20 protein-coding genes and 4 pseudogenes are annotated in these 23,493 nt (G+C 48.5%); 13 read left to right on the top strand and 11 right to left on the bottom strand.

Annotated features, from left to right (window positions below):
* Positions 1-15: 15 nt before the first annotated feature.
* The 5 genes and pseudogenes from rfbC to JCM13583_RS02110 form a co-directional block, all read right to left on the bottom strand.
* Positions 16-561, bottom strand: a complete 546-nt coding sequence (gene rfbC, locus JCM13583_RS02130) for a dTDP-4-dehydrorhamnose 3,5-epimerase (protein WP_075056651.1) — start codon at positions 559-561, stop codon at positions 16-18.
* Positions 562-567: 6 nt separating this feature from the next.
* Positions 568-1,429: pseudogene (locus tag JCM13583_RS02125) on the bottom strand (NAD(P)-dependent oxidoreductase).
* Positions 1,430-1,434: 5 nt separating this feature from the next.
* Positions 1,435-2,496, bottom strand: a pseudogene (locus JCM13583_RS02120) (NTP transferase domain-containing protein).
* A gap of 188 nt (positions 2,497-2,684) precedes the next feature.
* Positions 2,685-3,683 (bottom strand): hypothetical protein, encoded by a 999-nt coding sequence (locus JCM13583_RS02115; protein ID WP_075056520.1) that lies wholly within the window; start codon positions 3,681-3,683, stop codon positions 2,685-2,687.
* Positions 3,674-5,037 (bottom strand): annotated as a pseudogene (locus tag JCM13583_RS02110) (cytochrome ubiquinol oxidase subunit I). The gene JCM13583_RS02115 and the pseudogene JCM13583_RS02110 overlap by 10 nt, the downstream one beginning before the upstream one ends.
* A gap of 144 nt (positions 5,038-5,181) precedes the next feature.
* Between JCM13583_RS02110 and JCM13583_RS02105 the strand changes: the two are divergent.
* The 7 genes from JCM13583_RS02105 to JCM13583_RS02075 all read left to right on the top strand — a co-directional run bounded on the left by JCM13583_RS02105 (position 5,182) and on the right by JCM13583_RS02075 (position 12,634).
* Complete coding sequence (locus JCM13583_RS02105) at positions 5,182-5,766, top strand: hypothetical protein (RefSeq protein ID WP_171823360.1); 585 nt, start codon at positions 5,182-5,184, stop codon at positions 5,764-5,766.
* Between the two features lie 367 nt (positions 5,767-6,133).
* The gene (locus tag JCM13583_RS02100; RefSeq protein WP_075056518.1) at positions 6,134-7,297 is read left to right on the top strand and encodes a hypothetical protein; all 1,164 of its coding nucleotides are present in this window, start codon (positions 6,134-6,136) and stop codon (positions 7,295-7,297) included.
* The gene (locus tag JCM13583_RS02095; protein ID WP_162509229.1) at positions 7,285-7,959 is read left to right on the top strand and encodes a hypothetical protein; all 675 of its coding nucleotides are present in this window, start codon (positions 7,285-7,287) and stop codon (positions 7,957-7,959) included. The genes JCM13583_RS02100 and JCM13583_RS02095 overlap by 13 nt, the downstream gene beginning before the upstream one ends.
* Positions 7,960-8,141: 182 nt before the next feature.
* Positions 8,142-9,056 carry an SDR family oxidoreductase gene (locus JCM13583_RS02090; RefSeq protein ID WP_075056516.1) on the top strand — a complete coding sequence of 305 codons (915 nt, stop codon included), beginning with the start codon at positions 8,142-8,144 and terminating at the stop codon, positions 9,054-9,056.
* A gap of 848 nt (positions 9,057-9,904) precedes the next feature.
* Complete coding sequence (locus JCM13583_RS02085) at positions 9,905-10,135, top strand: methyltransferase domain-containing protein (RefSeq protein WP_075056515.1); 231 nt, start codon at positions 9,905-9,907, stop codon at positions 10,133-10,135.
* Between the two features lie 620 nt (positions 10,136-10,755).
* A complete protein-coding gene (locus JCM13583_RS02080; protein ID WP_075056514.1) occupies positions 10,756-11,691 on the top strand; it encodes a hypothetical protein in 936 nt (311 codons plus the stop codon).
* An 82-nt stretch (positions 11,692-11,773) separates the two neighbouring features.
* Complete coding sequence (locus JCM13583_RS02075; RefSeq protein WP_075056513.1) at positions 11,774-12,634, top strand: glycosyltransferase; 861 nt, start codon at positions 11,774-11,776, stop codon at positions 12,632-12,634.
* A 731-nt stretch (positions 12,635-13,365) separates the two neighbouring features.
* Here the strand turns inward: JCM13583_RS02075 and JCM13583_RS13600 are convergent.
* The 5 genes from JCM13583_RS13600 to JCM13583_RS02055 form a co-directional block, all read right to left on the bottom strand.
* Positions 13,366-13,542: a hypothetical protein gene (locus JCM13583_RS13600; protein WP_171823359.1), complete on the bottom strand. Its 177-nt coding sequence runs from the start codon at positions 13,540-13,542 to the stop codon at positions 13,366-13,368.
* Complete coding sequence (locus JCM13583_RS02070) at positions 13,527-14,486, bottom strand: hypothetical protein (RefSeq protein WP_075056512.1); 960 nt, start codon at positions 14,484-14,486, stop codon at positions 13,527-13,529. The genes JCM13583_RS13600 and JCM13583_RS02070 overlap by 16 nt, the downstream gene beginning before the upstream one ends.
* A gap of 366 nt (positions 14,487-14,852) precedes the next feature.
* Positions 14,853-15,488 carry a hypothetical protein gene (locus JCM13583_RS02065; RefSeq protein ID WP_162509228.1) on the bottom strand — a complete coding sequence of 212 codons (636 nt, stop codon included), beginning with the start codon at positions 15,486-15,488 and terminating at the stop codon, positions 14,853-14,855.
* Between the two features lie 162 nt (positions 15,489-15,650).
* Positions 15,651-16,007 (bottom strand): class I SAM-dependent methyltransferase, encoded by a 357-nt coding sequence (locus tag JCM13583_RS02060; protein ID WP_075056510.1) that lies wholly within the window; start codon positions 16,005-16,007, stop codon positions 15,651-15,653.
* Between the two features lie 28 nt (positions 16,008-16,035).
* Positions 16,036-16,425, bottom strand: a complete 390-nt coding sequence (locus JCM13583_RS02055) for a hypothetical protein (protein WP_075056509.1) — start codon at positions 16,423-16,425, stop codon at positions 16,036-16,038.
* Positions 16,426-17,105: 680 nt separating this feature from the next.
* Between JCM13583_RS02055 and JCM13583_RS02050 the strand changes: the two genes are divergently transcribed.
* From JCM13583_RS02050 to JCM13583_RS02020, 6 genes and pseudogenes are all read left to right on the top strand, one after another.
* Positions 17,106-17,810, top strand: a complete 705-nt coding sequence (locus tag JCM13583_RS02050) for a hypothetical protein (RefSeq protein ID WP_075056508.1) — start codon at positions 17,106-17,108, stop codon at positions 17,808-17,810.
* A 155-nt stretch (positions 17,811-17,965) separates the two neighbouring features.
* Complete coding sequence (locus JCM13583_RS02045; RefSeq protein ID WP_075056507.1) at positions 17,966-18,259, top strand: glycosyltransferase; 294 nt, start codon at positions 17,966-17,968, stop codon at positions 18,257-18,259.
* Between the two features lie 394 nt (positions 18,260-18,653).
* Complete coding sequence (locus JCM13583_RS02040; RefSeq protein ID WP_075056506.1) at positions 18,654-19,136, top strand: glycosyltransferase family 2 protein; 483 nt, start codon at positions 18,654-18,656, stop codon at positions 19,134-19,136.
* A 119-nt stretch (positions 19,137-19,255) separates the two neighbouring features.
* Complete coding sequence (locus tag JCM13583_RS02035) at positions 19,256-19,495, top strand: hypothetical protein (RefSeq protein ID WP_162509227.1); 240 nt, start codon at positions 19,256-19,258, stop codon at positions 19,493-19,495.
* A gap of 61 nt (positions 19,496-19,556) precedes the next feature.
* Positions 19,557-20,733, top strand: a pseudogene (locus tag JCM13583_RS11835) (glycosyltransferase family 4 protein).
* Positions 20,734-21,172: 439 nt separating this feature from the next.
* Complete coding sequence (locus JCM13583_RS02020; protein ID WP_075056502.1) at positions 21,173-21,466, top strand: NAD-dependent epimerase/dehydratase family protein; 294 nt, start codon at positions 21,173-21,175, stop codon at positions 21,464-21,466.
* A gap of 1,021 nt (positions 21,467-22,487) precedes the next feature.
* Here the strand turns inward: JCM13583_RS02020 and JCM13583_RS02015 are convergent.
* A complete protein-coding gene (locus JCM13583_RS02015; RefSeq protein WP_075056501.1) occupies positions 22,488-23,054 on the bottom strand; it encodes a hypothetical protein in 567 nt (188 codons plus the stop codon).
* Positions 23,055-23,493 lie beyond the last annotated feature (439 nt).

The following is a 23,493-nucleotide window of genomic DNA, read 5'->3' as shown; positions in this document are numbered from 1 at the left end:
TTCCCTATTGCGTGTTTATAAGGACTTCATGTATTCCCTCAGCGTCGGCCACTTCCTGTCTTTGTCCGACAGGAACCTCGGTTGCATGGGCCACTTTATCGACAGTTCTGGGTCATCCCACCTTATGCCGCCCTCGCTCTCCCTGTTGTACTCATTCGTTACCTTGTAGACAACGATAGAGTCTTTGAGTGCCAGGAAACCGTGGGCAAAGCCTTCAGGTATCCAGAGCATGTGCCTGTTCTCCTCACTGAGTATGGCTGAAACGTACTTCCCGAATGTCCGGGAGTTGGGCCTGAGGTCAACGGCTACATCGAAGATCTCCCCCCTCACGCACCTGACCAGCTTGCCCTGCTCGTACGGTTTCCTCTGGAAGTGCAGGCCCCTCAGCGTGAGTGCCGATGAGAACGACTCGTTGTCCTGCACGAAATTCACATCTATCCCGCCCCTCGAGAACTCCGACTTCTTGTAGGTCTCCGTGAAATAACCTCTCTCGTCACTGAAGACCCTCGGCTTCACAACCACAACGCCCTCTATATCCGTCTTCTCGAACTCAAAAGGCATGTCCACTCATCCCTCCATTGTTTCTCTTCCGAGTTCCTCCCTCATGGTTCTGAGGTTGCTCTCAACAGACTCGAAGTCGAAGGACAGTAGTGCCCTGGCCCTGGAGTTGTCCAACGAGGAATCGTGAGGGCGCCTCGCGCTCACGATACCAGACTGCCCCCCCTGCTGCTGCACCACAGTGCCCGTATCGATGCCGAAGAATTCCTTGATTTTCATGGCAAGCTCGTATCTGGATATCCTTGCACCGGATACGTTGATTATCCCGTAGCCTCCGGCCCAGCAGCTCAGCGATAGCCCTGGCCAGCAGCCTGGCGTGTATTGGGGGGGAGTAGAAGGAGTCTATGCACTTTACGGTGCCGTTACCTTGGAGCGTCTTCAGGACGAAGAGCGGGAAGTTCTGCTTGTACCCAAAGACACCGGAAGTGCGCACAACGAGCGTCTCATCGTATGCCAGCGCGGAGGCTTCACCGTACAGCTTTGAGATGCCGTAGTAGTTCAAGGGGGGGTTCGGTGCATCGTCCTCTTTGTACATACCCTTTTCACCGTCGAAGACATAGTCGGTTGAAATGTGGATGAAGTAGGACCCTATCACAGAGCAGGCCCTGGCCATGCTCCTCACCGCAATACCATTGACCTTCAGGGCCATTTCCCTCTCCCTCTCGCATAGGTCAACGTCCGTAATCGCGGCCGCGTTGACCACAACGTCCGGCTTCTCGGACAGGATCAGGTTTTCCACCTCGTGTACGTCCGATATGTCAAGCCGCATAGAGTCCTTGCCCTTCCTGCTTGCCCCCCCTGTGGGGTTTGGCATGAACTCCATCAGCTGCGATCCAAGCTGTCCATCAGAGCCTATGATCAGCGTCTTCATGCGGATCACCTCAGGATGACTGTGGAGTTCTCCCCCCCTAGGACAGCATTGACGCCTTTTTCGCTACCTTCAGCCCTCTCGAGCTTCACGTTCTTCCCAATTATTGACCTGGTCAGGGACACTCTGGAAATCCTGGCACCGTCCATCACCAGGCTGTAGGAAAGGTTGGATCTTTCGATAGAGGCCCCATCGCCTATGCTGCAGAATGGCTCTACTGTGGAATCAGCCACGGTAGTGTTTTCGCCGATGAAGCACGGGCCTATCACCTTGGAATTTATGATCCTAGAGCCCTGTCCGAGGTAGACCCTTCCGAGTACCTCTGAGTCCACAATGCTGCCGCTGATGTAGCGCTGGGCATAGCGTCCAGGAGGTACATGTTGGCCTCTAGGAGGTCCTCAGGGGGTGCCGGTGTCCTTCCACCAGTTGCCCACGACCTCATAATTAACGTCAAAGCCGTCCTGTATGAGACCCTGGATAGCCTCAGTGATTTCGAGCTCTCCCCCCCTGGCACTTGGTCTGAGCTTCGATATCTCTTGGAAGATCTCGCTGCTGAACTTGTATATGCCCACGAGGGCCAGGTCTGAAATGAATTCCTTCGGCTTCTCCACCATCTTCACGATCCTGTCCTCGGAAATGACAGCAACTCCGAACCTGCTCGGGTCTCTGACCCTTGCTAGCAGCACCGAGTTCCCTGCCTCAACCATCCTTGCAGGTATCGGGTCTATCAGGACGTTGTCTCCCAGGGCAACTATGAATTCGTTCTCGCCCACCATACCCCCCCTGCACCTGTATATTGCATCAGCGATGCCACGTGCCTTCCCCCCCTGGTACAGGTATTTAATGCGAACTCCTAGGGCTGAGCCGTCCCCCCCGTAGTAGTCAATGACACTCCTCGGATCATTCTCACCCAGCACTATTATGAACTCCTCTATTCCGAGGTCCCTGATCTTTTCCAGCATCCACCTCGACACGGGCTTTCCCGCAATCTTAATGAGCTGCTTGGAGCCTGTGTGCGTGATGGGCCTCAGCCTCGTGCCCTGGCCACCGTGAAGCAAGATACATTTCATCTGACTTTAATCTCTGTTACAGTAATTATCTCTTTTCACTCAGGTCTGTTAGCATACCAGGTCACACACTGAAAACGGGACTAGATGGCCGGAGAGACCTCCTACGATACTAACGGTGACAACGATACCTTTGAGGTGTGAGGCAGGATGCGAAGACACCACTTCCACTCGTATGCACCCTCTAAGAATTATGAGGGGGGGTGCACGGGACTGCACCTTAGGCCTCCGTGCTCTCGATGTCGCCCCCCCTCTCTCCCTTCTTCATGTATACGTCGAAGTACATCACCGATAGGGCCAGGAGTATCAGGCCTCCGACTATCGTGGTGTAGAATACCTGCGTCTGCATGGCGCTGTTGTTCAGTATTGTCAGTATGTTTAGCGTCCTCCCAAGCAGGTACGGGTATGCGGAGTATGCGAGAAAGAACACAGATACCGCAATCAGGCCCTGGAAGGCGATTTTGTTGTGCACGAACTTCTCTGTCTTCCTGCTGAACTGCATGATCGGGGGCTGCGATGGTGAGCACCACAGGGATCGTTAGGAAGTACGGGTGCACCACATCACCTAAGTGGATGTAAGAGACGCCAGCTATTACCATACCGATGAGGACAACTGCAAGGGACAGGAACCTGTTGACGTCCAGGGCGTAGTATATGGACGCCATGCCGAAGAGCAGGACAGCGGAGCCTATGATGAAGCCGTCATTCGGCAAGAAGGATACGAAGGAGGCGAGGTTGAATGTCCTTGCTGGGAAGTCGATGCCAACGCCGCTGATCACAGACGTGTATATTATTAGGACTATGACGCCGAGGACGTAGGTTATGACCGAATACGCCCTGTAGAGGAGCTTCCTGTCGATCCTCCTGTTCTTCCATATGAACTCGGCCGATATTATGCTGGCATTCCTAAGGACGTAGAGGATCAGGAAGACGAGGATGTAGGCAACGAAAGTGTACGCAACGAACGGGATTATCTCTGGGATAAGGGCCTCGAGGTTCACCGCATAGAACACAAAGAATGTCCCCCCCGTGATTTCCCATATGGGTATTATGTACTTCGTGACCTTCTTCTCCGCCTCGCTGTACCTGAAGATGAAGGCTGATGCAGCCATGAGCTCGGTGGATAGGATGGCGAAGAACATGGCGAAGATCGCCATGTTTATGCCCACTTCCGGGTGTATCATGACCATTTTGCCTCACCTGCCACCTGCTTTGTGGCCTTCTCCTCCCTCCTGACCCAGACCCTGTTGGCGAAGTAGAAGGTGAACGGCACAACTATCAGGTAGAAGAGGATTATGCCAATGCCCAGGGGGGGTATCACTGAAGGTGAGGTGTTTGCCGCGCTCGACACGGTCATGACGTTGTAGATGATCCATGGCTGCCTCCCCACCTCGTCCGTCACCCAGCCCGCGTCGTTCACTATCTCTATGAGCACAGCGGAAGCGATCATGCCGTAGAGGAGGACCCTGGAGGTTATGGGCCTCTTCCTGACGATCCTGTAGAGGAGGTAGAGTCCGAAGAGGCCTATCAGCGTGCCGCCGCCGACCATCACGTCAAAGGTCAGGTGCACGAAAAGCGGGGGGGGCACTCGGACTTCGGGAACTGTGACAGGCCGGGCACCGCCTGGTGAGAGTTGAAGGAGAGGAACGCAAGGATGGACTGAAGCCTGGGTATGTTTATGTAGAACTCTGGCACGCCGTTTATCATTATGCCTCCAATCCTCTCCGGTGCGTTCACCATTGGGTGCAGGTTCAGCTCGATGGCAGCATACTTGAGGGGGCTGGAGCGAGATGAGCATCCTTGCGGAGGAATCGCCTGCAATGCCTGCGAGGACTACTCCGATGAGCGCACCTATGGCCGTAACGACCATGCCCTTCCTGTAGACCTCCCTGCCGAGGCGTCGTTGTTCTTCATGTACCTGTAGGCGAAGTAGCCGAGGAGGACGAAGGCTCCGGACGCGAATGTCGCTGTTGTGACATGGCTGACCTCTATGAACGATGACGGGTTCGCAACAGCCGCCAGTGGGTTCACTCCGGTTATCTTTCCCGTTGCCAGGTACTCGCTGATGTTGAAGCCAGCGGGGGGGGTGTTCATGAAGGCATTGACCATGGTTATGAAGACTGCGGACATCACAGTGCCGATGGCGACGAACAGCGAGAGGGCCCAGTGCTTGTACCTGTTTGTGAAGGCGTCCCAGTAGTAGACGTAGAGGACGAGGCTTATTGTCTCCAGGAAGAACGCAAATATCTCATAGTAGAATGGCAGGATGTCCACCTTGCCTATCAGCACCATGAACGGTGGCCAAAGGGTGAATAATTCGACCGCCAGGACAGTGCCGCTCGCTGTTCCGACGGCGAAGAATATAACCAGGGCCCTGGCGAGCTTCCTGGCCAGGATGTCGTAGTCTCTGTCCTTCTTTCTGAGGGATAGGAACTCGAATGTTGAGACGAAGACTGCGAGGGCTATGCTCAGCGTCACTATCAGTATGTGTGCGCCGAGGGTGTAGCCCATGAGGAATCTGTCAAAGGTTATGACAGATGTCATAGTGAAGATAATTCAGGCATATAGTTAACCTTTCCAGTCACAACTGTGCGCAGTCATGCATAACTATGAGTACGCGTACCCTGGACTGCGCCTGAGTGTGCTTCAGAAATCATTATATATCCTCAGGGAAGATATCGCAACCGGTTGCCGATGGGGAGACTCAACGTTTCGATGAAGGACGATGTGATAAGGATGCTGGAGGAGCTGGCCGAGCAGACTGGAAAAACGGTGAGCTCGATAGTCTCGGAATCTGCCTCCCTCTATATCGAGTCTCTCCAGATGGGCCTCAGGACCGAGGACGTCATCAGGGCGTTCAAGATAATGTCGATCATAAAGGAGATCGATGCAGTGCCTGTCCCGAGCAGGCTCCTCGACTTCCTGATAACGGCCTCGACAAGGGCCAACGAGGAGGAGGCGCTGGCAAAGTGGTACGAGCGTGGCCTGGTTGTTGGGAACATACTCAGGAAGTACGCCCCGGACATAAGGCACCTGGCGCAGTTCATAAACGCAAACAGGGCCCTGATACCCCTTGACCTCTTCGAGGTGAGCGAAGACAGAGACCGCATAACTGTCATAGTGTCCGGTGTCGGGTACAGCAGGGAATCCGCAAAGTCGACAGCAGAGGGCCTGAAGGGTTTACTGAAGGCCTTTGGGTACGAAGTGGTGGAGAGTGAGTTCTCTGAAGGGTTCGTGAAGGTCACATCAACCCCCCCGAGTGAAGAGGCATGAATTGGGCCGCATGCCCGTCTCCACATCCGAACGATGTTAGCCGCAGGTGTGTTCCGGCAGAACCTCATATCCCCCCACAGAAGCGAGTGTCACGCCAGAGTTCAATATTCAATGAAGGGCCACACTTTTAAGGTGTGATATGGAAGGAGAGCCGAAATGGTGAAGTTGCCCGGAATGCTATGGTACGAGAAGAAGGATCCGGGTTCACATTTCCCATATATTCGTTTCGGCTACTAAACGTGTGAATCCGGCTGGGAGCTCGTAGAACCAGTCCTGAGCCACGGGGGGGACTTCATGGACAGGCACAGTAAGAATCTTTCATACACTTTTTAGTACACATACCCATGGACATGCGGGGGGGGAGATAGTGCGTACCCTGACACTCGCAGTGGCGGTTGTGGTAGCGCTTGTTGTCCTGGGGTTCGGTCTGGCACAGCAGGGGGGGATTCCGCATTCAGGAAACCTGAGTGGGTTCTCCGGGGCCGCACCTCAAGGTGGCCATCCAGTGCCACCTGCCAGCATATCTAGGCTCCTGGATCTTTCGTCCGGAGCGCTGGGCGAGAGTGACCCGTCCGGATACCCGATATACAACTCGTCCACAGTCCTGGCCTCACTGCCTCCTGTGATACCAAACACGCAACCTGTCGTGGTGCAACTTGTGCATGACTTCATAGTTTACAGGAACAACACCTCGGTACCAACGAGCAGGGAGGCAATCTCGGGCTCGTTCGTTGCCCCCCCACAGAGCCCCCCCACGGGCTGGGCCCTCATCCTTTTGAAGTTCAACGGGAGCGCCTCAGGCGTTGTATACGACTCCGGGTATTCCTTCAACGTGGACAACAACACGCTCCTCTGGGGCACATCGCCGGAGTACGGCAACTGGACGGTCTACAGGAACCTGACGCTCTACGAGGCGCTCTTCACAGGCAAGGTATACTGGCAGTGGAACTCTCCGGGCACGATAGTCCAGGGCAGGTTCGAGAGCAACATCACACTTTACTTCTACCCGGCAGACGCGCAGTTCCCGGCAACAAGTGAGCCGAACTTGATCATACCGATCCTCCCGAGCATGTCTTCGTTCGACTACCACCTGACACCATCGAAACCTTACGTCACCTCGGAGGTGACGGTGCCGAGCGATGTGTACAGGGCAGAGATACAGATATGGCTCTACGGCTTCTCCTTCCAGGAGTTCTGGTACTCCAACGAGCCCTCCTTCAACATGCTCCTGGTGAACGTGTCGAACAGGGCCGTGGCATCGGTGCTGCCGTTCCCATATATAAATACGGGTGGTATAGACCTCTTCGCATGGAGGCCTGTGACTGGAGCCTTCACCCTCCATGACAGGTTCTACTTCGAGGACGTCACGGGAGACCTGGGGGGGTTCATTGAGGGCACTCATGTCTGGAACTTCAGCATGCCTGACCTCGCCTACCCGTACTTCGTCGTTACTGCCTCGCTACTCCTTTACACCAGCCCAGTGCGTCTCCCGCGACACCTGGCCCGTACTACTTCAGCATGTCACCTGTGACCACGGTGCAGGTCGGCATTCCTGGCGTTTCACAGCAGGCGTACTTCAACCAGTCCATGGACTACTCTTACAGTTCCACATCAGTTTTCCGCATGGACGGCAAGATCGCTATAGCGACAGACAGCGCATCTGGCTCGTTCATAAACAACCAGAGCCTGACACCAATTTGGGAAAACCTCACGCAGAGCGAGGAGATGCAGTTCGTCAGCACAGTATCGGTCGGACACCAAAGCAGTATCTCGGTCGTTCAGTACAACTTCCCCCCCCTGAGGATGGACACGCTGTTCGAGATACAGATCACAAAGACGACGAACGGCGGATATCCGATGTACGGTTTCGCGACCTTTGGTCTCACTAACCTGCTGCAGTCATGGGAGCAGGTCAGCGTCTCGAACGGTATTGTGACCACTATTAACAACACAGTGACGAGCAACGATTCCTTCGTCACCTCGCAGCTCGAACTAATAAGCCCGACCGCTGGCCTCCTTGGGGCGGTATCACACGCATCCGGGTTCACATCGAAAGACCTGAAGGTTTCAGTGAGGTCAGTGTCGTCCGGCATCGTGTCCGGATACGAGCATGAGATAGTGGCAGGAAGCAACAACCTTTACGGCCCGGACTACATACAGCCGATCCTGTATGAGAGGCTCATCTTCCTATGATCTTTACTTATACATTTGCTCATCTTCCTATGATCTTTACTTATACATTTACATTTTTTAAATAGGGCAGCACCGTTTCTATTGGGACTCTATGCGAGGTTTCCGGAACGAGAAACACTAAACAGCTCCATAATGTGCCAAAGCGGGTATGAACCAACCAGTTTTGAGGAAATTCTTTCTTAGTGCTACACAGGGGGGGCTTAGGCGGGAAGTTTTATCTATGCACCACCGATGGGACGCGGATAGGCCATGAAGGTACTTGTAACGGGGGGGGAACAGGTTACATAGGTAGGGTCTTGGTACCTGACCTGGTCAGGAACGGCTATGAGGTCACGGTGATGGACAGGGGGGGCTTCCTGGACTACTCGGATCCCTCGGAGTCTTTCGGAGATTCGGTTAAGATAATAAGGGATGACATCAGAACGTGCGACCCTGACCTCCTGAGGGGCCTTGACGCCGTAGTGGACCTGGCAGCGCTGTCAAACGATCCTGCCGGCAACCTTAACACCATGTCGACGTGGGACATAAACTACATCGGCAGGGTTAGGATCGCGAGACTGGCAAAGAAGCTCGGCGCAGGGAGATATGTGGTGGCTTCGTCCTGTTCCGTCTACGGTTTCAGGGAAGGGTTCTGTGATGAACAGACACCTGTGAACCCACTGACCACCTATGCTGAGGCGAATGTGGCTGTGGAAAGGGACAACCTTGCCCTGAACGACAGCAGGTTCAGGAGCACTGCCCTGAGGTTCGCCACAGTGTTCGGGTACTCAGAGAGGTTCCGCCTGGATCTGGTGATAAACGCTATGACCTTTTACGGCTATAAGAACGGTGTGATAAGGATGATGAGGGATGGGACGCAGTACAGGCCTTTCGTTCACGTGAAGGACGTGTCAAGGGCCATCATCACCGCTATAGGGAGCGAGGACGATATCGGTGGGAAACACATCAACATAGGCAAAGAGAGCCTGAACCTGCAGATAAGGGATGTGGCCGAAGCCATAAGGAGGAAACTGGGCGGCGATACCAGAATAGAACTTTATGGCGATCCGGATAACAGGTCCTACAGGGTCCGATTCGACTGGCCAGGGACCTGCTGAAATTCAGTACGAAGTACGACCTCGAGTACGGGATCAGCGAGATACTAGAGAGGTGCAAGGCAGGCCTGGAAGACCTCCCGCAGATGCACACCGTCGATTACTATAAATTGCTCATTAGCCAGGAGAAGAGCCTCTCCAGGTTCATGGGCATCAGGCACAGGATCGTCATATAGATGGGGGGGAGAGAAGGCATGGCCGCAGAAGGCAAGAGATTTAGCAAGGCTCTTTGTTAAATAGAGGTAAACATTGCAGGGCGATTAAGACTCCCAGTTGGAATAGGGTGCAATTCTCACCGAGTCTGGCTTCTCTAAGCCAGGAAGTAACGCATTTATATTTTTTCCATTTGTTTGGCTCATGTTCCAAGCTGCGTGAAATCTTTAACAGGGGGGGAGGCAACCTTCACGATGGTCGAATCACCATTCAGTTAGCGTGTTTCAGCGGATAAACATACTTTAATAAGATTTGAACTCTAGGATATTACTTGCATTTTACGATAGAAATACAATACCTAATCGTTTAGAGGTTTGTCTGAATAGCTAACATTCGTATAGTTTCTTCTTATCTTGGCCACCTTAGTTTGGAAAGGAAACGGATATTATTACTCCACACTACGCTACATTTTATGTGTTCCCAATTGGATCGGTTATATCACTTATAGTTTTCATTCAGCGATAATTCATCAACGGATAACGATATATTGTAGATGTGGTAAAATATACATAAAATTTATAACAGAGAGAATGCTAGTGATATAATGCATACTACAGTTTTAGAGTGGATCGTTCTAAATATTGATGAAACTGATGTTAGAGGTAAATCTGTCCTTGAAGTTGGCTCTAGAAACATAAATGCACCGCCAGAAAGATTATAGAAAGAATGAAGCCGAAGAGTTACCTAGCTTTGATTATATGCCTGGAGAAGGGGGGGTGGACGAAGTTTGGGATGCAAGGTATCTTTCGGAAAAATTTGGTGAAAATAGCTTCGACGTAGTCCTATCCACAGAAATGCTAGAGTATGTAGATGATTGGCGTAAAGTCATTACTGAAATGAAAAGGGTCTTGAGACTGATGGAATATTGATAATAACTACCAGGTCACCCGGTTTTCCTTATCATGGCTTTCCATACGATTTTTGGAGATATACTCTTGAAGATTTCAAAATTATATTTTCCGATTTTATCATATTAGTCCTATCCCAGGACGATCCCCCCCAAGTCCGGGAGTTATGATGAAGGCAAAAAACCGATCAATTTCGAGGTGCGCGATTTAAGTAATATATCCTTGTATTCAGTAATAAGTAGAAGGAGGGAATTGTCGGTTCCCAAAATGCCTGTTAGAATGAGAATCCAATTGGGCCTAGGAGATAAAATATATCGTATTGCAAAGCGATTATACACAAATCTAAAAAAAGCCCAGAGTAGGATTTATAAGTATATGTCTTTCAATGAGCGAACGTGGAAATAATAAGAGAGCCATTTTAAACGATCTACATCTGGGAGGCCTCTTAGAAAGAAAATGATGTTTTATCGCGAGGGAAATTCCATGATGGCCGAGATCCAGCAAACCTATACACTAAAGGAAGCATCCCCCCCTAAACGCATGAGATTTGGATACGAAATCTATGCGAATTACTTCTAAAACAGTAGAGTAATGCACATCATCATAAAAAAATTATAATCTCTCGATATAAGGGAAATAGAATGTTGGTCGCAGGTAGTCGGAAGAGATCTCCGATTAGATATACTGAGACCCCCCCCATTTTCTTCAGTCTGGTTGATTACAGAAACAGCTATTTTATGAGTAATGAGCCCGAAAAGATCTTGGAATTTTACGATGGGTTCGATAACCGAGACGAGTTGATTCGTTGGATGAAGGAAAGACCAAAAGGTGTCGCAAACCTCTACGAGGTTGAAGGTAGAAAGAATATTATAGTCGTGATACCAACAGCGGATTTCAACGGAAGATATGCAAGGAATTGCAGGGAGGAAATATTTAAGGGGCTCCACATGATATTTGTTGAGAGCGGCGAGTTCCCAGATCCTTATTTTAATTTTGCGCACAATTGTAACGTTGGAATAATTCGAGCCATGGAATATGACCCAGAATGGATTGTGGTATCGAATGATGACATGTATAAGATCAGCCCCCCCATCGAAGAACTGGAGGAGGAGCTTCACCGTATTGAAAACACTGAAGTTTATCTTGTGATGACAAAGTATCCTGGAGAGCTCCATTCCCTCACAGAGTACGTAGGCACAAGTACATTCATAAGAAAGGCAATAATGAGCCTGTCTCCAAAATACCGGCAGAAGTACAAGATCGAAAAAAAATTCGGACTCAGGGTTCTGACGTGGAGGGATTGGTACGGAGGGTTAACCTCAAGGCTGCTATACAAGGAAATGTTTCATCTAAAGGCTACTTATTCCTTTGGCATAATCAGCGGTTATTACGCATCCATTTTCCAGGGCTGTGTTTTTGACGAGACCTATCAAAACGGCATGGAGGACATCGATCTTTCTTTCAGGGTTCAAAAGTCGCCTGGAAGGGTTAGCTTTGTGAACTATCAGATCGGTAGTTATAGTGCCAGCACTATGGGGGACTGGAGAATTCAGGTGGCTGAGGGATTTATCCAATAAGCTGTACTTTCAGGAGAAGCTATTTGGTGAGGACAGTGATGCTTTCGAGATATTGACAAAGAGAAGCCAGGGGGTCTAGTGCATGGATCGGGCCACTGTCCTCATTACCGCGTTTGAGAGGCGAGGATATCTTCAGGAGGCATTGGATTCCGTTCTTAAGCAGACAGCGAAGGAATTCGACATACTGTTAGTCGTCTCAAAGTACTATTCTCAGGAAGAGTTCAATGACTACAAGGATCATGTTAAGGTTGTGATCGATGAGCAGGCTAGGAACAAATGTGATTTGCTATTCACTGGTATAAATCAAGTAAACACCGATATCGTAATATTCCTTGACGACGATGACTTTTTTTCAGAGCGCAAAGTCGAAACGATATTGAAAGCATTTCAAGAACATCCAGAGGTTGGATTTATTCATAATGACTTCGTAAATGTGTTTGAACGTGGTCCCGAGAAATCTGCCAGAAACATTGTAAGGAATTCTAGTAGAAATTCAGACAGAGGTATATCGATATTAACCGGGTCAGTGGCAGTAGCCACTAGAAATGATTTAGACATGAACCTAAGCTCAGTGTCCATTAAAAAAGACATAGCATCAAACTATCTACAAGGTCTAAAATCCATTGAAGCCGCGGATGACACTTTTTTTCTGTACTGCGCGCTGGACAGCGGGAATTACGTTTTAGGTCTCCCGGAAAAGCTCACGTACTACAGGAGACACGCATCCAGTGTAACAGGTTACATCGGACACTCCTTTGGGGATTATCTTAGACACTTGCGTGAGAAGTTAGCAAGTGACGTGGGCGCACATGAAGCTTTCTCCGATTGTTCAATAGTGAACAACTCATCGAGGTTCAGAGGCTACGTCTTTCTTATTACCTTACTCTTAGAATGGCATACGAGTGCATTTTCACACCGTGGTTCAGTGAATCTTTTATTATAAATATGTACAGGCATTTCAAGTGGATCCGTTATTCCGGCAACCACCCCCCGAGATTCCTAAGTTATGTCTTCTTTTTTTTGATAATGATCTCAACGCGTCTATTCGTTACTATTAGCTATCTGCTCGCTCAGTACAGAGCAAAGAGATATTAGTTAAAAAACAGTATACAAAATCTTAAATGGGCTCATCCAATCATTGACTGAGATAAATGGGAGTTCCAGTGTCCTAAGATAATAGGCACAAATTAGAACTCCATATGTACAATCATTCATTAGGTACATTACCTTTATTAAAATATTGTACGAATTAAAGTTTAGTCCTCTAATCCCATCTATCCTAGGCGTTTCTCTTCTGAAGCCCGCACCCTGCTGAACACATATTTATATAATTCTTTTGTTGACGACACAGCACGAAGAGATCGTCTTTCATTGAGTCCTGTCATCCCTAGGTATGTTTTGTTTTCTTTATCGTGCTCTCTTAACTTATCGTTAAGGTTGCGAATCCTCTTATTTATTTTGCATGTAGATAAGCGCGCTAACAATCAACAGCGCATAGGTCATTCATGATGCCAAGCTCTAGGGACGAAAGTTCTGTGTGCTTGACTAAAAAAGCGTATATTATAAGATTATTTTCTTCGTTAGATAATAATATATTAGAAGATGCAGTTATAAGTGACTGCGACTAGTATAACAGGCTGAGTAGGAACTAGACAGATAATTCCGTCAATCGCTTTAAAACTCTCTCATGAACAGGTCCTGCAACATGGTGACAAGGTCCCTCGCTACCTTGGAAGATTCCATCTTTTCCAGTATTCTTTCTTTGACTCGTTTTACAGTATCCTGGTCTAAACATTTCCAGATGGAAGATTTTCTCCTCATCTCACCGGGATTGTTTATGTTGGCCACCATTTCGCTTGGGCCCACAACCTCCATAAACGGCTGGGTGAAGCTGATGACAGGCGTTCCAGAAAGCAGACTCTGAATAGCACCATTTCGAAAGTGCCGTTGAAGATCGGCGAGATCACAACCTCGTGCTCGGCATAGTTTCTTATCAGCTCTGTCCTCTCCACCTTCCCTATGAAATTCATTTTCCATCCATAAATCTCTCCAAACTTGAGTCCAAATTTCTCATCGCCGAAGAAATCGATAAGTTCGTTTCTTTGGGCCATGATTTTGAGTGTACTGTCCAGCGCCGACAGATCAGTGTCCTTAGGGCCCCCCCCAATAAAGGCCAGGATCCCACTCTTTTCCTTTCTAAGGGCATTCTCGTACAGCTTCGCTTCGACAGGGATATACAGTACACCCTTCACACTAACCGTTAAAAACCTTTCTAGGAGCATCGAAGTCCAGAGGGACTGGGCGAAGACTGGGTGCAGAAACATCGGTCTTGTGTAAAACCTTGCCGTTCTGATGGCCAGTTCATTGGGCAGGTACCCGGTAGCCATCCGTACAAGGCCACCCGCTGCATTCCGGTAGCGCTTGAACAGGAACGTATGGCCGTAGAAGTAGTGTGCCCAAATTGCCAGATTCCTTATGTGCTGGTCACCAAGCCAGTTCATGAACCAGTAGTCATCGACGCCAACTATGAATGAGCCTTCCCTTTGGAGTTCATCGAGTGTCGTACGCAGCTGTGATCCGTCGACCTCTATCGCACTACCGAACGGATACCTTTCCTTGCCGTCAGTCCTGATCAGTTCACCGAAGGGGGGGATTCTCAGCTTATCATCGGTTCTGACCCACACTATCTGGCTTTCTACCCCTATCCTGGTGAGTCCGCTTGACAGGTCTGTGTAGACCTCATAAAGATTGGAGAAGCGTGATTTTTGGGATGGCAATATCAGTGAGACCTTCACCCTTTCCAATTTGTTTGTCGCCTCAAAAATTTTTCTTTCAGCTAAGGGTTATATTGTTTCGCTAAGGCACTTAATGCTTTATGATTCTTTATCTTTTATGTACTCTGAATTTATGAGCAATCGCAAAGAGAGGCGAAGGCCCAATTATCTGCATTATAAATCCGTATGAGAAATTAACGGCTATGTTTTAGGAGCTGAAGAAAAACCATACCAAGCTAGGCTTGCCAGGAGTTTCCAATATAAAGCACGAGATTCCCAGCCAGTAATAAAAATGGTAATGAATGACATTATGTCAGTCACAAGATCGATGTTATGAATGCTAGTCGTTTTTATATACAGATAGTGGGCACTCTCCCTGTGTGGCAATCAAGAGTGTCGGGAAATGCCTCTTCTTCTGAACTTACCGACAAGATAGCCAAGAGCGTAAGGAAAGGCCCTTACCAGGTCTATTGGGGGGGTAAGCGAGATCATCTGCCTACCGATCATTATGCTGAGATCCATCTTAAGAGCGAACTTCCCAAGGGTTGGGTTTTCATTCCTCCCCAGAGCTGCTCCGTATTTGTAGGACTTTAACATGTATGTCCTCAAGCTGACGTCATAGTTGTACAAAACAGACTTCAGAACTGTGTAACTTTTCGTGGTTTCCAGCACCCTGCTGAATATAAAAGAGTCCTCGTGTGGCGCGAACCTGCTATCAACTCCATTCAGAGCAGCCTTTAGGATATCTGTCCTGTAAAACCTCGGCACTGCCCTCTGGAGGGGGGGATCCAGAGACATTTTCGCGAGTTCCTCAACCCTCTTCCTCTTAATGTCCATCATTCGGCCGCAAATGTTCCGGTTGATGCTCCTCTCCGGCACTATAGCGAAATCGGCCTTTATGTTCCTAAGTTCATCAAACAGCTTTTCTGAAGGGATTTGGTCTTCGTCGATCAGCAGGACATATTCGGTGTCAACTACCTTAAGTGCGGAGAAGAACGCCTCAAAGCGATCCGTGGGTTCCACAAGAATCGTCAGTCTTGGATCTTGGACTTCATATTTGCAACCCCCCCGGACTACATTTATTATTCGGTCACTCCTGCCAATTAGCGTGATCAGTCTCAAATTGAGGTCACTGTGAAATTCGATGGACCTAATGACCACGGATATTGTATTCATCGAGAGCACCTAATAGTTCTCCACACTCACCGCTCCAAAGTCGAGGTCTTTCGCCCACTCTATCTCTTTGAGGCCATGGTTTTTTCTGAAGTCCATGAAGGCCCTGTTCCAGGATATGTCATCGCTGCATATCACGCCACTCCTCATGTGGCCTAGGGCCCACTCGTACTCGAGCATCATGTGACTGTAAGAGTGCTCGCTGTCATGGAAGAAGAAGTCTATGTCGCCGCCCAGTTCTTTGAGCTTCTCTTTGCTGTCACCCAGGATCAGGCTCCAGTTAGTTCTGAGATCTTTGGGGGGGACCACCCAACCAGGCCCAAGAGACGGGTCTACATGTGCCCTGTCAAGCACGCCATCAGCATTCATCCTGCCTGCTCGGCTGTAAGTTGGCAGGTCAATGGACGTGAGGTGACCTTCCCCCGTTTACAGTTATTGCTTTGAGTATGACCGAGCTACTTACCCCCCCCTGAGCCACACCTGTTTCGATTAGTCTGTTGGGCCTGTATTTTCTGACAAGCATGTAAAGAAAGGCTTCTTTGACGCCGAATCTCCCTCCAGCAGAAAAGTTCGTATATTCAAGGCCCAGGGCGGAACGCAGCTTTAGATCCAGCCCCCCCAGACAGAACTCAGAGAGCTCGATTATCTCTTTTTCCCCCCCTATGACCCTTAATTTCTTATTCAGGTCGAAAAGGTGAAGGACAGTGATTAGGGTAGTCCGAGTGACACTTACCTTCGGCCCGTTCCTGAACCCTATCTTAATCGTAGCTGATGTTGGTGTAGACATGTATGCTAGGACTTTCCTTGTCTCAGGTTCCTCTATATTCCTCCTGATAAGGGGGCAGCAGGGCCAACGCCTTTCTCAGCACCTGAACCTTCGCCAGCACTAAGTGGCCAAAACACGTCTCGATATTAAACAGTAATGAAATTTAGTTACGCCCCCCCAACGTAGCCCACATTTAGCGAACTAGATTTAGTGTAATGGTACAGTTATATAATATAGTGGAAACTACAGAGCCTGAGGTACAGAACTTCAAATGTACTACGTGTACTAGGGTGTCTCGTGTTATAGCGATTAGCAATTCAGCCTCTCTATGTGCGCCCTTACGAGTTTAACTTTTGACGTTGGAACGAGGTTATACATAATCCTCGCCGGTAGAGATTTACAGGATTAGAGTTCCGATTGGTTCCACCTGATGATCTATGGCACTCGTAGGACAATTTTGTAAACATAAGTCACCCGAAAGTCAACAAGATAACGTCTCGGCACCATGAAGCCCACACTCGGATCCAAAGGAGCAGTTTGTCATTTACGGGTAAATGAGGTGCGTACAGTGGTAGCCTGAATGGCAGGTTCTATCGTAGTATGTGATTGCTCGTGCTGAAAAATGGGCCAGGATAGCCTCAGGATGATATACGAAAGAATTAAGACGAGCCCAGAAATGAACATTCTTGTAATGCTGAAATGTGGAGGGTGTTGGGAAGATGAGCAAAGGGATTTTTTTTGTTAACTATTACAGGATCTGGCCTGTGGATGGAGGAGGATCAAGACATTTTTCCATGAATATCCTGTACCTTCATAATTTGTTCAGGAATATAGGGGGGGTACTTCAGGGACTAGGATCAACCAAGGATACTCCTATCGAGCTAACTGACAGTGTTAAGTATTGCGAATTGTGTGATAGGGTTTATGAGATTTCACATATGTTATCTTTCTTACTGTTTCATATATGGATATTAGCAGTGCTGCTTAGAAATCACAGAAGGAAACGTATTGTCATAACTGGAGGATGGAGCTTGACGCTTCTGGGGTATTTCGCCAGGCTACTAGGTAATGAGTGGATAAACTTTGTTGACGACCCCCCCTTGCTAAATATTGCACGTTGCAAGAAGAATATAAAGTCGAGGGTTATATTTCACTTCTTGAAGAGATCCAGGAATGCAGACTTTACGGTTATTGCTAACAAAGAGGAAGCAGGAGAGTTCTCGCACTTGTTCAATGTTCCGATTAACAAGATCATTGTCATTCCACCTGTATTCAACTCAAACATGATCGATGACAGGGAGTTTGAGAACCTTCTACGGAAGAAGTTCACATCCATGAAAATATTGCTCTTTTTGGTAATATGGATTATGACCAAATGTGGATTCTTTGAATTACATTACACGTGACATTGTTCCGAAGTTCAGAAACCTTAACGATACATGTAAATTTGTATTTGCTGGCAAGGGAACCGATGCGTATGAGGATGACGATCTGTGTGTTTACATGGGATTCTTGACAGAACCGCAGCTAAACACACTCATAAGGCATAGCTATTTGGTTCTTGCCCCCTATACTCGAGAAGTACAGGAAAGGAATAAAAACTAAGGTTCTGCACGCTCTCTCTCTTGGTGTTCCTGTTTTATCGACACCTGCCGGTGTCTTCGGACTAGAAAAGGAAGGCCTTCCCGTCTTTATCTCAGAAATAGGTGACTTTTCAGATACCCTCTTGGAACTAGTGAATGGAGAAGACAGGGTTGAAAAAATGAAGGAGAGAACCATTGATTACATAGAGAAGAACTACTCGGAGAAGGTAATGGAAAGGTGGAAACGGATCATAAACATGGGTGATGCTTAATCTTCAGAAAGTAATCTTTGATTTGAGTACAGCAACATATAACTTATTCACAATAGGGAATATCGTAAAAGATGGAACCAGTGGATGTTAGGCAACACAGACTGTATCTGATAACTCTGAACAATTATTCGGATGCAACCTTTGTCGGAGCTTAAACTGGAAGAATTCATTAAAGACTTTTTCACAATGGTTATTAGCCTGCTCTCTTATGCCAAGGTGTGGGTGTCAGCATAACAATTCCGACTATCCCTGCCAGAATCCATTTACTGGAACATCTCCTTGGAGAACTGCAGGGGCAGACGTTCGGTGACTTTGAAGTAAATCTCATAGTACCACGGGGGGGGAGGGAATAGCATACCGGTACCTAAGGGATGTATACGAGTTAAAGCTAAATGTGCTTGAGCAGGAGGGCAAAGGAATCCTCAATGCGATGAATCTGGCCTTTAAGGTGAGTGAGGCGATAAACATCAACCTGGACGACGATGTATCAGTATCACCTGAACATATTGAACGCTATGTGGAGGTATTTGAGAGATCAAGTGAGATCGGTTTGGTAGGCGGTCTCATAAATGGTCAACTCCCCGTTACAGGGAGTCTGGCAGGAAAGTTCCCACAGTTTCTAAGACTTACTTATCTTCTGGACAACCAACCAATAGATCCAGGTATGCGAACATATTCGGTGTTCTTCAACTCTGCTGGGTACCTCTGCGGATTCCCCTCTCGCTGTTCTAGCAATCCAAGGTCAATGGCTCCTGTTGGGATGAACATGGCATGGAGGCGTGAGGCTGTCTCGGACCTAATCCTGCCAGAGTTCGAAAAACCACTGGATCGTGCTATGAATCATATGCTGCCATTCATGCGTTCAGGAAGGGTCTAACTACAATAATATCCAATATTGACGCTAGGATCACAGGCGATCAGAACTCGCTTTCAAGGAGCAATGACCCAATTAGCATGAGGATCAGATTGATTGACGTCTTGTTCAGTCCCCCCCTGGTGCTCAAGGCAATGGGCTTTGAACTCGACTATAAACGCATTGAGAGGATCAAGAAACTGATGAGGTTGACATCTAGGCTGGGAGTCGCTGAAGCGAAGATCTGGTTCGATACCATAGGGTTAATCATGGGAAATATAGACCAGGTATCCAGTCAGGACGATTTGAAGTTACTTCACGATAGGTACGTAAAGGAAAGAATCCAGACCATTTCAGTGTCCGCGTCACAGGGAAATGAATAGTTCTATTGTTAGCATGCACTGATAGGAAACAGCAATTACTGACTTCGCCTTTAACCGCGATGTGAAGGTTCTGTGGTTCGCGCACAGGGACATCAGGCACCCGAGGGCCGGAGGGGGGGCGGAGAGGACCATTTACGAGGTGGGCAGACGCCTCGTTAAGATGGGAGTTGAAGTGAACGTAGTATCCGTCAATCCAGGAAACCTGATGCCCTTTGAGGAGATCGAAGGAGTAAAGATACACAGGATCAGGGGGAACGTGGTGGCCCACCTGCTCGTCGGCAGGATGATCAGGAGGATCGATCCAGATGTGATAATCGATGACCTAGGCCACGCTATCCCGTGGTGTTCGCCTTGGTTCACAAAAAAAGAAAGTTATCGTATTCTTCCGTCACCTACATGCCAGATCTCTTCCGGGGCAGGTCAATTTAATTTTGGCACGCACCATATCCTTCATCGAACGCCTGTATCCCTGGATTTACGGGAACGAGCACTTTGTTACTGAATCGAGGACATCCGAAAGTGATCTCAAATGGCTGGGAGTTAGGGGGGGAGAGAACATAATAAGAATACCTCCAGGAGTGGATCTGGAATTGTTCCACCCGGGCGAGAAAGTAAAGCACCCCCCCCAGCTCATTTACTTTGGGGGGGGTTCAGGGCCCACAAGGGGGGGCCAATGTACGCAATAGATTGTTTACGAATCCCTTCTAGGTAGTGTTCCAGATCTAACCTTGTTTGTGGTAGGGAATGGCACTCTACTGGACGAAATGAGGGAGATGGTAAGGGATAAGGGATACAACATAGTGTTCACCGGCAGGGTAAGCGATCAAGAGCTAGCTAGGCTACTGAGGGAATCATGGGTGAACCTGCACTTCTCCGTGACTGAGGGTTGGGGGGGATACTCTGTGATTGAGGCCTGTGCTTCTGGCACTCCGACCGTGGCCTTCCGTGTACCCGGGCTTGTTGACGTCATACAGGATGGCTACAACGGTTACCTAGTCAATAACATTAGTGAATTCCCGGATAGGATACTAGATATAATAGGTAATCTGGACAGGTTCTCAAGGGCTTCTAGGGAGTTCGCGGAGCGCTTCACCTTGGACGAGACGGCAAGGAAGTGGTCGCAGATGCTGAGGGGGGGGATGGAGTGCCTGAATGACATTTATCGCCCGCATATGCAGTGTCACATAAAAATCAAATATGTAACAGGTTTATCACGCCGGGATGGAGAGGATCCTTAAATCTGGCGGGAACGGCTCCATCGGCTCACACCTAGCGGAAAAGGCATTTGAGGAAGGGTTCTACGTAAAGGTCATCGATAATTTCTCAACGTACTGAAGGGACAATGTCCCGCAAAGGGTCAGGATCATTAGGGGGGGCAAAGTTGAGGAAACAGACATAGATGATAGGTACGACTGCATAGCCCACCTGGCGCCTAGCCTGTCGCCAGATGACCACACATCAAGCCCGTAGAAACGTTTACATCCAACTCACTGGGCGCATATCACCTGCCTGTACCGGCAAGAGCGCATGATTCCAAGTTCTCGTACGCCTTCTCTTTGAAAACTTACGGCGGTGCTCAGGTGGTACCGACACCCGAGAGCTGCTACGGCTGTTTGAGATACTTGGGGTGCCAGGAGATACTAAGACCAACGTAAGTGTTCTTCCGGAGCGCTTACAATGGCGTACCACAGGAGCTATGGCCTGGACACGAGGATACAGCGGCAGTTCAGTTTCTACTGCCTCTGGACAAGGACTGATGGCGTTTACGGACGTGTGGTGCAGAGGTTCATATACTCGGCCCAGAGTCACGAGGACATAACGTTACAAGGTGGCGGAATGGAGACAATGGCGTTCTTATATGTCCAAGACTTGCTACAGGTTACTTGGTCAGTGATAATCAGGGACAGCCTGTATAGCGAGATACCCAATGCTGGGTCGCTAAAGGAGGTTAAGATCTTGAAACTCACATAGGGATAAGGTATCTTTGTTGTTCGGGGCCCAGTTCGTATAAAAGCATAGGAGAAAGGACGATCCTGACAGGTTGGTAGTTGACATAACAACGGTAAGGGGGACTGCTTGGATGGGAGTCTAATATCGGTCTTGACGAGGGGGCTCATGATGGCGATCTATTGGATGAGGCAGAATGCAGATTGAGAACAGGCGTGGTCGCCCTCGGTTAAGTAGGTCTTGTCACACCTATATGCCTGGCGAACTAGGGTAACAGTGTGGTGGGCATCAATATCTTCGGGGATAAGATTAATGCTCTCTTATCGGGCAGGGTGCCGATCTTAGATCCAGAGTTCAGGAATGGGGGCTTGATAGTGCTCGCGATAGGATAGGCTTCGTCATCCTTCAAACCTCCTTCGACTGCAAGGCTGTCTGTCTTCCTCTGTGTTCCCCACGCCGAAAGGAGGATTAGGATCGATCTGAGCTACGTATTCGTTGCAGCAGATTATGTTGTTATTAATGCAGGTCCAAGGATCTCATAATGAAGAGCACAGTAGTGCTGGGCACGAGTAGGAAGGTGAATGGGAAGTTGAGGATAAATGTTAAACAGAAACCAGAGTGTCCAAGGATAAATTTTCCTTTTAAATATCTGGCAATTCCGGAAGGATCGAGCGCAGCTGCCTGGCTCCCTAACCCTCGTTAGGGCCATCAGAATGCTCACTGCCTTACTCATTTATGCATTAACTTACATTTGGCAATGCATATCGAAATCGAAATGATCTCGTCGTTCGAGATATGGTCAGTTTGTGTCCTAAAGGTTAACAGAACTCGATAGTGCGTCCGTTCTCGTATCGACACCAAAGAAAAGAGCACTGTCCATATGTCGCAGGTGATTTTGTTTTCCCTGTAGCTTCTAGATTAAACGGCACACCTTCAGCACAGTGTCTGGAAGTGTGCCTCGCGTTTTGGGTTCAGAATCGATACTGGAAGGCACTCGCCATAGACAAAGCGGGGGGGCCACTCGGGTATTTAGCTCAACCACTGCTTACGTCACCAGGAAGGTCATAAGATCCCTCGCAACCCTTTCAGAGTCCATCTTTTCTAAGATAGTCTCTTTAATTTTCTTCCTCTGTCTGTTATCGATTTCATGCCATATCCTAGATTTTCTCCTCATCTCACCGGGATTGTTTATGTTGGCAACCATCTCGCATTTACCGGTTACTTCCATAAAGGGCTGTGGTGAAGCTGATGACAGGCGTTCCAGAAAGCAGACTCTGAATAGGTACCATTTCAAAATTTCAAAGTTACAATTAAATATGGGTGCGATCGTTAAGGCGTGGGAAGCATACTGCCTTATGAGTTCTTCCCTATCCACCTTACCTATAAAATTCATTTCTATATTATACGCTTCTTCAAATCTTTTACCCAATTCCCTATTTCCGAAATAATCTATTCTTCTAAAATGCCCATCTGATAGGACATGCAGAGTATTTTTTAGTGCCATTAGGTCAGTCTCGGTTGCATCTCCTAGGAAAACTAAAATTCCTTCTCTCTCATACGAAGATGTTATTGAAGTGATTATTTTGATCCTTCTCCGTATTTCCTCGTTCATTCTTTATATTATAGGGGGTCTCATGTTATAGCGCTCAGCGATTTAGCTTCATCACATCTCTCCCCCCCTATCGATCCGATGCTTGATATCACCACAAGTTTGTACACAAACCTTTCTTGGAAATCTACAGTATTGGAAACTCGCTTAACTCTGCCTGATGATCTTAGGCACGCGTCGAGTCATCTGGGAAATGTGAGAACACCCTATTTATAATATATTAGTGGAATGTACCAACCTTCGGATAAATTTTGGGTATTCATAGTGTTTCAATAACGATCCTTAAATTCTTCTCCATGCTGCATACCGGTTTCGGGTACTTCGGTGACCACTTATTCCTGAACTCATCGGGGCACCCTGATCGCCTCGTGCTTGGATCCGGAAAGGAATATTTCCCTAAGATCACTGTTAGCTTCGCTCCTGTCGGATACCCGTATCTTGG

Source organism: Thermogymnomonas acidicola JCM 13583, from assembly GCF_001316105.1.
In the GTDB taxonomy this organism is placed as follows: domain Archaea; phylum Thermoplasmatota; class Thermoplasmata; order Thermoplasmatales; family Thermoplasmataceae; genus Thermogymnomonas; species Thermogymnomonas acidicola.
The sequence above is the reverse complement of the archived record's forward strand: the minus strand, read 5'-3'. Positions and strand labels throughout refer to the sequence as shown.

What these genes read in the sequence shown, in the direction of transcription:
- JCM13583_RS02115 (WP_075056520.1), bottom strand. Translation starts at nt 3,683, where the DNA reads ATGGTCATGATACACCCGGAAGTGGGCATAAACATGGCGATCTTCGCC.
- JCM13583_RS02075 (WP_075056513.1), top strand. Translation starts at nt 11,774, where the DNA reads ATGGATCGGGCCACTGTCCTCATTACCGCGTTTGAGAGGCGAGGATAT.
- JCM13583_RS02080 (WP_075056514.1), top strand. Translation starts at nt 10,756, where the DNA reads ATGTTGGTCGCAGGTAGTCGGAAGAGATCTCCGATTAGATATACTGAG.
- JCM13583_RS13600 (WP_171823359.1), bottom strand. Translation starts at nt 13,542, where the DNA reads ATGGTGGCCAACATAAACAATCCCGGTGAGATGAGGAGAAAATCTTCC.
- JCM13583_RS02020 (WP_075056502.1), top strand. Translation starts at nt 21,173, where the DNA reads ATGGCGTACCACAGGAGCTATGGCCTGGACACGAGGATACAGCGGCAG.
- JCM13583_RS02055 (WP_075056509.1), bottom strand. Translation starts at nt 16,425, where the DNA reads ATGTCTACACCAACATCAGCTACGATTAAGATAGGGTTCAGGAACGGG.
- rfbC (WP_075056651.1), bottom strand. Translation starts at nt 561, where the DNA reads ATGCCTTTTGAGTTCGAGAAGACGGATATAGAGGGCGTTGTGGTTGTG.
- JCM13583_RS02095 (WP_162509229.1), top strand. Translation starts at nt 7,285, where the DNA reads ATGTCACCTGTGACCACGGTGCAGGTCGGCATTCCTGGCGTTTCACAG.
- JCM13583_RS02085 (WP_075056515.1), top strand. Translation starts at nt 9,905, where the DNA reads ATGCACCGCCAGAAAGATTATAGAAAGAATGAAGCCGAAGAGTTACCT.
- JCM13583_RS02015 (WP_075056501.1), bottom strand. Translation starts at nt 23,054, where the DNA reads ATGAACGAGGAAATACGGAGAAGGATCAAAATAATCACTTCAATAACA.
- JCM13583_RS02060 (WP_075056510.1), bottom strand. Translation starts at nt 16,007, where the DNA reads ATGAATGCTGATGGCGTGCTTGACAGGGCACATGTAGACCCGTCTCTT.